We start from the raw sequence: 13,108 nt of genomic DNA, 5'->3' as shown, positions 1-13,108 counted from the left end.
TCCCCAGGAATCACCGAAGAGGAAGTAAATGCCGATCAGCAGGAGGGAGACAACCATCCCCGAAACTCCGTAATAGACCAGTTGCTTGCGGCCGACCCTGTCGATGATCACAAGAGCAAGAACGGTGGTCAGAGTGTTGACTAGTCCTACGAGAACTTGGTAAAAAACGCAAGTTTGTCGCTTTGACTGTTAAATATATGCTGAGAAAATCTTATCTTTGCCTTCGTTAAACTAACTAATACCCCCATTTATGAAAAGAAATCATTATTTACTTACCCTTGTTCTCTTGTTAGGGTGCTCTATCTTTGTGAAAGCTTCAGACACCGTTTTTGTACATCAGACGCAAATTCCTATTTTAATTGAGCGGCAGGATAACGTATTGTTCTACTTTCGTTTAGATGCAAAAGAAAGCCGGATGATGGATGAGATCGTTTTGGATTTTGGAAAGAGTGTCAATCTGTCGGATGTACAGGCAGTCAAACTCTATTATGGCGGTACGGAAGCTTTACAAGATAAAGGAAAGAAGAGGTTTGCACCTGTTGACTATATATCCAGTCACCGTCCGGGGAATACATTGGCAGCAATACCGTCTTATTCGATAAAATGTGCGGAAGTCTTGCGGCCTTCTGAAAAAGTAGTTTTGAAGAGTCATTATAAGTTGTTCCCGGGGATTAATTTCTTTTGGATCAGCTTGCAGATGAAGCCGGAGGCTTCTCTTTTCACGAAAATAAGTTCCGAACTTCAATCAGTGAAGATCGATGGTAAAGAAGCCATTTGTGAAGAACGGTCGCCGAAAGACATCATTCATCGAATGGCAGTGGGTGTCCGCCATGCCGGTGATGACGGTTCGGCTTCTTTCCGTATTCCCGGATTGGTAACTTCAAATAAAGGAACCCTGCTTGGCGTATATGATGTCCGTTATAATAGCAGTGTTGATCTGCAGGAATATGTAGATGTCGGTTTGAGCCGGAGCACGGATGGTGGCAAAACATGGGAAAAGATGCGCCTTCCTCTTTCGTTCGGCGAATATGATGGTTTGCCTGCTGCACAGAATGGGGTAGGGGACCCTTCTATTCTGGTAGATACCCAAACGAATACAATATGGGTTGTTGCCGCATGGACACACGGAATGGGTAATCAACGTGCCTGGTGGAGTTCTCATCCCGGAATGGATCTATATCAAACAGCACAACTGGTGATGGCAAAAAGTACGGATGACGGTAAAACCTGGTCGAAACCGATTAATATAACCGAACAAGTAAAAGACCCTTCCTGGTATTTCTTGCTTCAGGGACCGGGACGGGGAATAACAATGAGTGATGGAACTTTAGTATTCCCTACTCAGTTTATTGACTCTACCCGTGTACCTAATGCCGGCATCATGTATAGTAAAGACCGCGGAAAAACATGGAAGATGCACAACATGGCACGCACCAATACAACCGAAGCGCAAGTAGTAGAAACAGAGCCCGGAGTGCTGATGCTGAATATGCGGGATAACCGTGGAGGAAGCCGTGCTGTGGCAATAACAAAAGATCTGGGCAAGACATGGACAGAACATCCTTCCTCCCGGAAAGCCTTGCAGGAACCTGTATGTATGGCCAGTTTGATCCATGTGGAAGCTAAAGATAATGTACTTGATAAAGATATCCTTTTGTTCTCGAATCCGAATACGACCAGAGGACGCAATCATATAACTATTAAAGCCAGCCTGGACGGCGGACTGACCTGGCTTCCCGAACATCAGTTAATGCTGGATGAAGGAGAAGGCTGGGGATATAGCTGTCTGACAATGATTGATCGGGAAACGATTGGCATCTTGTATGAGAGTAGTGCCGCCCACATGACATTTCAAGCAGTAAAACTGAAAGATTTGATTCGATGAAAAGTCTTCGAATCTTTTTGGGGATTGCATTTTTATTCCATACCTTATGTATATTAGGAGCAGGTCATTTGCATCTGCTTCCCCAACCTCAGCAATGTGTGCTTGCAAAAGGATATTTTGTCGTGGATAAAATGCAGCTTTCCACTCCTGTGCTTTCGCAGGAATGGAAGCGTTTTGTGACGGAGATGGGAGGCACTCTGACTGATCAGTCGGTATCCTCTATCAATATAAAATTGGTTGACGCGATTGACAACGTACCTGTCAATCTGGAAGAGGCTTATCGTCTGACTATTACTCCAAAGGCAATTACTGTGGAGGCTGTAGCAGAGCGTGGAGTATATTGGGCGATGCAGACACTATATCAACTAAAAGAAGAAAAGGGAAAGAAAATCCGACTGAAATGTGGTACTATCACTGATTGGCCGGCTTTCCGGATTCGGGGTTTCATGCAGGATGTAGGGCGTAGCTACTTGTCTTTGGAGGAATTGAAACGTGAGATAACCATTTTATCCCGATTTAAAATCAATACCTTTCATTGGCACTTGACGGAAAATCAGGCATGGCGTCTGGAAAGTAAAATCTTTCCGATGTTGAATGATAGTGTGAATATGACTCGTATGGCGGGTAAATATTACACGTTGGAGGAAGCGAGAGAGTTGACCGAGTTCTGTAAAGCTCATCAGGTACTGTTGATTCCGGAGATTGATATGCCCGGACATAGTGCGGCATTTATCCGTACTTTCCGTCATGATATGCAAAGTCCGGAAGGAATGAAGATCCTGAAACTCCTGCTGGATGAGATTTGTGAAACGTTTGATGTTCCATATCTCCATATTGGAACAGACGAAGTGCATTTTACTAATCCGCAGTTTGTGCCCGAAATGGTGGCTTATATCCGTGACAAAGGGAAAAAAGTGATTTCCTGGAATCCCGGATGGAAGTATAAGACGGGTGAGATCGACATGATGCAACTTTGGAGCTATCGTGGCAAAGCCCAACAAGGTATTCCCGCTATTGACTCCCGTTTCCATTATTTGAATCATTTTGATACGTTCGGCGATATAATTGCTCTATATAATAGTCGGATTTATAATGCGGATATGGGAAGTGATGATCTTGCCGGAGTCATTATGGGTATCTGGAATGATCGTTTAATCGACAAAGAGTGGAATATGGTTCTGGAAAATAACTTTTACCCGAATATGCTGGCTATCGCAGAGCGTTCATGGCGGGGAGGAGGAACTGAATATTTTGATAAGCAAGGAACAATTCTTCCTGTAGATGAAAACTCTGAGGTTTTTCGTAATTTTGAGGACTTCGAAAGTCGTATGTTATGGTATAAAGAGCATCTGTTTAAAGGGTATCCATTTGCCTATGTCAAACAGACTCATGTAAAATGGAACATTACAGATGCTTTTCCGAATGAGGGGGATCTGACTAAAGTTTTTCCACCGGAAGAAGAGCTGAAAGATTCATATACCTATGAAGGGAAGCAATATGGAGTGCGTCCTGCCATAGGAGCCGGTATCTATCTCCGGCACGTATGGGGGAAAATTGTGCCGGCTTTTTATAAAGACCCGCAGGAGAATCATACTGCTTATGCCTACACGTATGTCTATTCTTCTAAAGCACAGGAAGTCGGCTTATGGGCTGAATTTCAAAATTATGGACGTTCTGAGAATGACCTGCCGCCATTACCGGGAAAGTGGGATTATAAAGAAAGCCGTATTTGGATTAATGATCAGGAAATACTGCCTCCGGTATGGTCTGCTACTCATCGCGTGAAAAGTTTGGAAACAGCCTTAGGTAATGAAAATTGTGTGGCACGTCTGCCACTACGGGTTCATTTGCATAAAGGCTGGAATAAGGTATTGCTGAAACTGCCTGTCGGCAAATTCTCAACGAATGAAGTACGATTGGTTAAATGGATGTTTACCGCAGTATTTGTTACTCCTGACGGCGATAAGGCCGTAGAAGGGCTGATCTATTCTCCGGAAAAGAAAATGTAATTGACTCTTATATGATGAAAAATGTATTATTGATTGTTGTTGCCATCTTGTTTGTTACAGCAGCGAGTGCACAGGAAAATCGTATTAAAGTTGCCTGCATCGGGAATAGTATCACCTATGGTTATGGATTGCCCGACCGGACTACACAATCGTATCCGGCGCAATTACAGAAGATGTTGGGAGAGTCTTATCAAGTCGAAAACTTCGGCAAATCGGGTGCTACCTTGTTGAATAAAGGGCACCGGCCTTACATGCAGCAAGATGAGTATCGCAGAGCGATCGACTTTGGCGGAGATATTGTGGTTATTCATTTAGGCATCAATGATACAGATCCCCGTGATTGGCCCGATTATCGTGATTCCTTTGTGAAAGATTACATTGAATTGATCGATTCTTTTCGGGCGGCTAATTCTAAAGTCCGGATTATGATTGCCAGACTTACACCTATTGCCGATCGGCATCCTCGTTTCCTGTCAGGGACACGTGACTGGCATGGAGAAATACAATTGGCTATTGAGAATGTGGCACGCTATACCGGAGTACAGTTGATCGACTTTCATGAGCCGTTGTATCCATACCCTTTCATATTGACGGACGCCGTACACCCTGATTCCGAAGGAGCGTTTATTATGGCTCAGACCGTATATTCCGCCATTACCGGAGATTATGGCGGACTGAAAATGTCGTTGCTTTATACAGATAATATGGTATTGCAACGGGATGTTCCGCTGACGGTTCAAGGAATTGCCAATGCCGGGGACCGGGTAACTGTAAGCATAGCCGACCGGCAAATGAAAACAAAAGCAGGTCTGAATGGAAAATGGTCGGTAACGTTGCCTCCTTTAAAGGCGGGTGGTCCTTATACCTTAAAGATCTCAACGGATGAGACAGACCTTCAATATCAAAATGTGTTAGCGGGTGAAGTCTGGCTTTGTTCCGGTCAGTCAAATATGGAGTTTATGCTGAAACAGGCTTCGACTGCCCGAGACGATATTCCACGTGCCGCAGATCAGCAACTTCGTTTGTATGATATGAAAGCACGTTGGCGCACAAATGCCGTCGAATGGGAGGCGTCCGTACTTGACTCGTTGAATCATCTCCAATATTATAAGGATACGGAATGGAAAAATTGTACTCCGGCGACAGCTTCTGATTTCTCGGCAATTGCATACTATTTTGGTAAGATGCTAAGAGATAGTCTGAATGTTCCGGTTGGATTGATTTGCAATGCCATTGGAGGATCACCTACAGAAGCCTGGGTAGATAGAGCTAGTTTGGAATATCAGTTTCCCGCCATTTTAAAAGACTGGACTAAAAATGATTTTATTCAGGAATGGGTGCGCGGACGGGCTGCTTTGAATATAAAAAAGTCAGCAAATAGCCAGCAGAGGCATCCGTATGAGCCTTGTTATTTATATGAGTCGGGGATTCGGCCTTTGGAACAGTATCCGATACGAGGAGTAATCTGGTATCAGGGAGAATCGAATGCGCATAATTGGGAAGCCCATGAAAAATTATTTAAACTGCTCGTGAATAGTTGGCGAAAGAATTGGAATGATGCCTGCCTGCCTTTTTATTATGTACAATTATCCAGTTTGAATCGCCCTTCTTGGCCTTGGTTCCGTGATAGTCAGCGTAGAATGTTGAATGAAATTTCTCATATCGGAATGGCTGTATCCAGCGATCATGGTGATTCTCTGGATGTGCATCCTACCTGTAAGAAACCCGTGGGAGAGCGTTTGGCGCGATGGGCTTTGAATAAAACGTATCAGAAAAATGTCATTCCTTCTGGTCCTTTATTTCGTGGTGCAAACGTTCGCGGTGGGAAAGTCTTTTTGTCTTTTGATTATGGAAAAGGGATGCGGAGCTCGGACGGAAAGCCCTTACAATGCTTTGAAGTAGCGGAATATGATGGTATCTATTATCCGGCAACGGCTGAGGTTGTAGGAGAACAGGTGAAGGTATATAGTAAAGAAGTGCAAAATCCCCGCTATGTACGATATGGCTGGCAACCTTTTACGCGGGCTAATCTGATCAATCGGGAAGGACTGCCTGCTTCGACATTTCGTGCCGAATTTTCGATGAAATGAGATATTTTGTGGCTTCAATAGGAAATATTTAACAAAAAAGCAATATCTTTACTCCGTTAATATCTAATGCCCCCACTATGATCTTAAATTTGACAGGAAAGATAGCCCCGATAGCATGTGGATTGCTATGTTGCTGTAGTATGGTTTATGCTCAAGGTAATGACACTTCGGAAGTCATGCTACTGGATACCGGTTGGGAATTTTCTCAATCAGGGACTGAAAAGTGGATGCCAGCCACAGTTCCTGGTACGGTTCATCAGGACCTGATCAGTCATGAATTACTGCCGAATCCTTTTTATGGGATGAATGAAAAGAAAATTCAATGGGTGGAGAATGAGGACTGGGAATATAGAACCTCCTTTATAGTCTCCGAAGAGCAATTGAATCGTGACGGAATCCAACTTATTTTTGAAGGTCTTGATACCTATGCAGACGTATATCTCAACGGCTCATTATTGCTGAAGGCTGATAATATGTTTGTGGGATATACACTTCCTGTAAAATCAGTGTTGCGGAAGGGCGAGAATCACTTATATATTTATTTCCATTCACCTATCCGGCAAACGTTGCCGCAATATGCTTCCAATGGCTTTAATTATCCAGCGGATAACGATCATCACGAGAAACATCTTAGTGTGTTCAGCCGTAAGGCTCCGTATAGTTACGGTTGGGACTGGGGCATCCGAATGGTGACAAGTGGTGTTTGGCGCCCGGTTACTCTTCGTTTTTACGACATAGCTACCATATCCGACTACCATGTCAGACAATTATCGCTGACAGATGAAAACGCTCGTCTGTCTAATGAACTGATTGTTAATCAGATTGTTCCTCAGAAAACTCCGGCTGAAGTAAGGGTCAATGTATCGTTGAATGGAACTACCATTACAGAAGTAAAACAGCAGGTGACACTGCAACCCGGGATAAATCATATCACTCTTCCTACTGAAGTGACGAATCCTGTACGATGGATGCCTAATGGTTGGGGAACTCCGACTCTGTATGATTTCTCGGCTCAGATAGTTTGTGGAAATCGGATTGTTGCGGAACAATCTCATCGGATTGGTTTACGAACGATTCGTGTGGTAAATGAAAAAGATAAGGACGGAGAATCTTTTTATTTTGAAGTCAATGGCATACCGATGTTTGCCAAAGGAGCTAATTATATTCCTCAGGATGCACTGTTGCCTAATGTTACTACGGAACGCTATCAGACTTTGTTCCGTGACATGAAGGAAGCCAATATGAATATGGTTCGTATATGGGGTGGCGGGACATATGAGAATAATCTTTTCTATGACCTTGCCGATGAGAACGGGATACTTGTCTGGCAGGATTTTATGTTTGCGTGTACCCCTTATCCATCCGATCCTACTTTCCTGAAACGGGTAGAGGCGGAGGCTGTTTACAATATTCGTCGTCTTCGGAATCATGCCTCTTTGGCGATGTGGTGTGGTAATAATGAAATACTGGAAGCTCTGAAATATTGGGGCTTTGAGAAGAAATTTACTCCGGAGGTTTATCAAGGATTAATGCATGGTTATGATAAACTGTTCCGTGAGCTGTTGCCTTCAATGGTTAAAGAATTTGATTCGGATCGTTTTTATGTGCACAGTTCGCCCTATCTCGCTAACTGGGGGCGTCCGGAATCATGGGGGATAGGAGACAGTCATAATTGGGGAGTCTGGTACGGAAAGAAGCCATTTGAGTCTTTAGATACCGATTTGCCGCGTTTTATGAGTGAATTTGGTTTCCAGTCATTTCCGGAAATGAAAACCATTGCTGCTTTTGCTGCTCCTGAAGATTATCAGATTGAGTCTGAAGTGATGAATGCGCATCAGAAGAGTAGTATTGGCAATTCGTTGATCCGTACTTATATGGAACGTGATTATATCATTCCCGAAAGTTTCGAGGATTTTGTGTATGTCGGATTAGTCTTGCAAGGACAGGGGATGCGGCATGGACTGGAAGCTCACAGACGCAATCGTCCTTATTGTATGGGGACATTGTATTGGCAGTTGAACGACAGTTGGCCGGTGGTATCCTGGTCAAGTATTGATTATTATGGTAATTGGAAGGCATTACATTATCAGGCAAAGCGTGCTTTTGCACCGATCTTGATCAATCCTATACAGCAGAATGACAGTTTGAGTGTTTTTCTAATTTCAGACCGGCTTGATACAATGGAGCAAATGACATTGGAAATGAAAGTCGTGGATTTTGATGGAAAAACGCTGGGTAAGAAGATACAAGTACATTCGTTGGAAGCTCCGGCAAATACTTCAAAATGTGTTTATCGTGCAAAACTGGATGGCTGGCTGACTCCCGAAGACTGCCGACGCAGCTTCTTGAAATTGATACTCAAAGATAAATCGGGACATCAGGTGGCTGAAAGCGTCCATTTTTTCAGAAAGACGAAAGATTTGCAACTTCCTCCGGCAGCAGTATCCTATCAAATGAAGCAGACGGATGGTAAATGTGAATTGACTCTCTTTTCATCAATGTTGGCAAAAGATCTTTTTATTGAGACTCCATTGCAGGGAGCCCGTTACAGTGACAACTTCTTTGATCTCTTACCCGGAGAACGTAAGAAAGTAATTATTACTTCTCCCCGGATAAAGAAGGGAGAAGAATTACCTGTCAATATCAAGCATATTCGAGAAACCTATAAATAAAACTAATTTATTAACTACTAACACCTAATTTTTATTTTATGAAACAACTCCTAAAATTAACAGGATGTGTGGCACTGGCAGGACTGATGAGCTCTTGTGACTCGGTACAAGAAGAAGCCAATTATCAGATTATCCCATTGCCACAAGAAATTGTAACATCGCAAGTAAACCCCTTTATTTTGAAAAGCGGTGTGAAAATCCTTTATCCGGAAGGAAATGAGAAGATGCAGCGTAATGCGCAATTTTTGGCTGATTATCTGAAGACTGCAACCGGAAAAGACTTTTCGATTGAAGCCGGAACTGAAGGTAAAAATGCTATAGTGCTGGCGTTAGGCTCAGAAGTAGAAAACCCTGAATCTTATCAGTTGAAAGTCACCGATCAAGGTGTCACGATAACTGCCCCTACAGAAGCCGGAGTTTTCTATGGTATTCAGACTTTGCGTAAATCATTGCCTATTGCTTTGGGTGCTGATGTAGCATTGCCTGCTGTTGAAATTAAGGATGCTCCTCGTTTCGGTTATCGTGGTGCACATTTCGATGTTAGCCGTCATTTCTTCACAATTGATGAAGTGAAGACTTATATTGATATGCTGGCTTTGCATAACATGAACCGTTTGCACTGGCATATTACTGACGACCAGGGATGGCGTCTGGAAATCAAGAAATATCCGAAGTTGACGGAAATAGGTTCTCAAAGATCGGGAACGGTCATCGGACGTAACTCCGGTGAATATGATAACACACCCTATGGTGGATTTTATACACAGGAACAGGCTAAGGAAATTGTAGATTATGCCGCAGAACGTTATATCACTGTTGTTCCTGAGATCGACCTTCCGGGACACATGCTGGCTGCCCTTGCCGCTTATCCGGAATTGGGTTGTACCGGTGGACCGTATGAAGTTTGGAGACAATGGGGAGTGGCCGATGATGTACTTTGTGCTGGCAACGATCAGGTTCTGAAATTCCTGGAAGATGTATATGGTGAATTGATTGAAATCTTCCCTTCAGAGTATATCCATGTAGGTGGTGACGAATGTCCGAAGGTAAGATGGGAGAAATGTCCGAAATGTCAGGCACGTATCAAAGCGTTGGGCTTGAAATCGGATAAGAATCATACTAAGGAAGAACGTTTGCAGAGTTTTGTTATCAATCATATAGAGAAGTTCCTGAACGATCACGGACGTCAGATTATTGGTTGGGATGAGATTCTCGAAGGCGGACTTGCTCCTAATGCAACAGTTATGTCATGGCGTGGCGAAAGTGGAGGTATTGAAGCTGCCAAGCAGAAACATGATGTGATCATGACCCCGAACACTTATCTGTATTTTGATTATTATCAGGCTAAAGATACTGAAAATGAACCTTTCGGTATCGGAGGTTATTTGCCGATGGAAAGAGTGTACAGCTATGAGCCGATGCCGGCTTCCCTTACTCCGGAAGAACAGCAGTATATAAAAGGTGTACAAGCCAATCTTTGGACAGAGTATATTGCTACTTTCTCTCATGCTCAATATATGGTCTTGCCTCGTTGGGCTGCTTTGTGTGAAGTCCAGTGGTCAACACCTGATAAGAAGAACTACGAAGATTTCTTGTCTCGTCTTCCACGACTGATTAAGTGGTATGATGCAGAAGGATATAATTATGCAAAGCACGTATTTGATGTAAAAGCAGAATTTACTCCGAATCCGGCTGATGGTACTTTAGACATTACACTTACTACAATTGATAATGCACCAATCCACTACACGCTAGATGGTACAGAGCCGACGAGTACTTCTCCCGTTTATGATGGTGCTTTGAAGATTAAGGAAAATGCAGACTTCTCGGCTATAGCTATTCGCCCTACTGGCAATAGTCGTGTCGTTTCTGAGAAAATCGATTTCAGTAAATCAAGCATGAAGCCGATTGTTGCTAATCAGCCGGTGAATAAACAATATGAGTTCAAAGGTGTCTCTACGTTGGTAGATGGCTTGAAAGGAAATGGTAACTATAAAACCGGACGCTGGATTGCATTTAGAGGAAATGATATGGATGTGACTATTGATTTCAAACAACCAACAGAGATTTCAAGCGTTGCCATTTCTACTTGCGTAGAGAAGGGAGATTGGGTTTTTGATACAAGAGGACTCTCTGTAGAAGTTTCAGAAGACGGCACAAACTTCACGAAAGTGGCATCTGAAACTTATCCTGCAATGAAGGAAACTGATAAAAATGGTGTTTATGACCATAAACTAACATTTACACCTGTAACTGCACAATATGTGAAAGTTATAGCTTCACCCGAGAAAAGTATTCCGGAATGGCATGGTGGTAAGAGTTATCCAGGCTTTTTATTTGTAGACGAAATCACAATTAATTAATGAATATAAGAAAGAGATACACTAAAGTTTGTCTTTTCTTATGGGTAATCGGGATGTGTCTTTGTACACATCCCATAAATGCACAGTCCGTAATTCCTGTTCCCTTAAAGATGGAACAGGGTACGGGCTCTTTTTTACTCTCTGAAAAAACAAAGCTTTATACAAATCTACAGGGAGAAGAAGCTATTCTTCTGGGTAACTATCTGAAAACTGCATTACCTGTACAATTTAAGGAAGGGAAAAAGAAAGATAAACAGAATGTCTTGTCTTTATTGATAACAGAAAAGAAGCCTCAGTTGGTGTCACCGGAAAGTTATATATTATCCGTTACTCCTGAACATATTCTGATTCAGGCTTCTTCCGGTGCTGGGTTGTTTTATGGAATTCAGACATTGTTGCAGTTATCTCAGCCTTCGGACACGGGCTATTCTATAGCTTCTGTTGAAGTACAGGATACCCCTCGTTTTGCTTATCGTGGTATGATGCTGGATGTCTCCCGCCACTTCTTCTCTAAAGAATTTGTGAAGAAACAGATAGACGCATTGGCATTTTATAAACTAAACCGTTTGCACTTGCATTTGACGGATGCGGCAGGATGGAGACTTGAAATAAAGAAATATCCTTTATTGACGGAATTTGCAGCCTGGCGTACAGATGCAAACTGGAAGAAGTGGTGGAATGGCGGACGGAAATATCTTCGTTTTGATGAGCCCGGTGCTTCCGGTGGTTATTATACTCAGGATGACATGAAGGAGATTATTGCATATGCGCAGCAGCATTATATCACAATCATTCCTGAAATCGAGATGCCTGCCCATTCAGAAGAAGTATTGGCTGCTTATCCGCAACTCTCCTGTTCGGGTGAACCTTATAAAAACGCAGATTTTTGTGTTGGAAATGAAGAAACATTCACTTTCTTAGAAAATGTGCTTACTGAAGTAATGGAGCTTTTTCCATCGGAATATATTCATGTAGGAGGCGATGAGGCTGGTAAGGCGGCTTGGAAGACTTGTCCGAAATGTCAGAAAAGGATGCAGGATGAACATCTTTCTAATGTAGACGAGCTACAAAGCTATCTGATTCATCGTATTGAACTGTTTCTGAATGCACATGGACGTAAGTTGCTGGGTTGGGATGAAATTCTTCAAGGTGGTCTGGCTCCTAATGCTACTGTAATGTCATGGCGTGGCGAAGAGGGAGGTATTGCTGCTGTCCGTTCCGGTCATCAGGCAGTTATGACTCCCGGTCAATATTGTTATTTGGATAGTTATCAGGATGCTCCGTATTCTCAGCCGGAAGCTATCGGAGGATATTTGCCATTGGAGAAGGTTTATTCATATAATCCGGTTTCAGATTCTTTAACTGTAGAACAGGCAAAACTTGTTTATGGTGTGCAGGCAAATCTATGGGCAGAATATATCCCCACTCCGGAGCATATGGAATATATGATATATCCTCGTATCCTTGCTTTGGCAGAAGTGGCTTGGTCGGCTCCCGAACGTAAATCATGGACAGACTTTCATAATCGTGCATTGAAAGCAGTTGATGATTTGCAAGCGAAAGGATATCATACTTTTGATCTTAAAAATGAGATAGGAAGTCGTCCGGAGTCTTTGAAGCCGATAAGTCATCTGGCTGTGGGGAAGAAGGTTATTTATAATGCTCCGTATAGTCCTCACTATCCTGCGCAGGGAAATACAGCTCTTACTGATGGTATTCGTGGCGACTGGACTTATGGAGATGGTTCCTGGCAAGGTTTTATCGATAAAAAGCGATTGGATGTTACCATTGATATGGGTACGGAAACTGTTGTCCATTCTGTCTCTGCTGATTTTATGCAAGTGGTAGGGGCAGAGGTCTTTTTGCCTGAATCTGTCACTATTTCCATTTCTGATGATGGAACAAACTTCACAGAATTGAAACAATATACTTTTGAAGTAAATAGAAAAGAAGCTATTAAATTTATTAGTATTTCATGGGAAGGCAGTGCTGAAGGACGGTATATACGTTATCAAGCTCGTGCCGGAGAAGAATTCGGTGGATGGATATTTACGGATGAAATAGTAGTGAAATAATCAGATGTATAATT

The 13,108-nt window shown here is 42.8% G+C and carries 6 protein-coding genes and 1 pseudogene; 6 read left to right on the top strand and 1 reads right to left on the bottom strand.

What is annotated here, in order from left to right:
* Positions 1-168, bottom strand: a pseudogene (locus tag NBH01_RS23305) (MFS transporter); the annotation flags it as partial.
* Between the two features lie 82 nt (positions 169-250).
* Between NBH01_RS23305 and NBH01_RS23300 the strand changes: the two are divergent.
* The 6 genes from NBH01_RS23300 to NBH01_RS23275 all read left to right on the top strand — a co-directional run bounded on the left by NBH01_RS23300 (position 251) and on the right by NBH01_RS23275 (position 13,094).
* On the top strand, positions 251-1,885 hold the full coding sequence (locus NBH01_RS23300) for a sialidase family protein (RefSeq protein WP_070750947.1): 1,635 nt from the start codon (positions 251-253) through the stop codon (positions 1,883-1,885).
* Positions 1,882-3,894: a beta-N-acetylhexosaminidase gene (locus NBH01_RS23295; protein ID WP_070750949.1), complete on the top strand. Its 2,013-nt coding sequence runs from the start codon at positions 1,882-1,884 to the stop codon at positions 3,892-3,894. The genes NBH01_RS23300 and NBH01_RS23295 overlap by 4 nt, the downstream gene beginning before the upstream one ends.
* A 14-nt stretch (positions 3,895-3,908) precedes the next feature.
* The gene (locus NBH01_RS23290; RefSeq protein ID WP_070750964.1) at positions 3,909-5,984 is read left to right on the top strand and encodes a GDSL-type esterase/lipase family protein; all 2,076 of its coding nucleotides are present in this window, start codon (positions 3,909-3,911) and stop codon (positions 5,982-5,984) included.
* A gap of 77 nt (positions 5,985-6,061) precedes the next feature.
* Complete coding sequence (locus NBH01_RS23285; protein ID WP_070750951.1) at positions 6,062-8,656, top strand: beta-mannosidase; 2,595 nt, start codon at positions 6,062-6,064, stop codon at positions 8,654-8,656.
* Between the two features lie 38 nt (positions 8,657-8,694).
* On the top strand, positions 8,695-11,019 hold the full coding sequence (locus NBH01_RS23280; RefSeq protein ID WP_070750953.1) for a glycoside hydrolase family 20 protein: 2,325 nt from the start codon (positions 8,695-8,697) through the stop codon (positions 11,017-11,019).
* Positions 11,019-13,094 carry a glycoside hydrolase family 20 protein gene (locus NBH01_RS23275; protein WP_070750955.1) on the top strand — a complete coding sequence of 692 codons (2,076 nt, stop codon included), beginning with the start codon at positions 11,019-11,021 and terminating at the stop codon, positions 13,092-13,094. Before NBH01_RS23280 ends, NBH01_RS23275 begins: the two co-directional genes overlap by 1 nt.
* Positions 13,095-13,108: the final 14 nt, after the last annotated feature.

The sequence above is a fragment of the Bacteroides sp. B1-V-101 genome, assembly GCF_023656585.1.
Classification (GTDB): Bacteria; Bacteroidota; Bacteroidia; order Bacteroidales; family Bacteroidaceae; genus Bacteroides; species Bacteroides thetaiotaomicron.
Note: the sequence above shows the minus strand (reverse complement) of the source record. Positions and strands in the feature narration are given on the sequence as shown.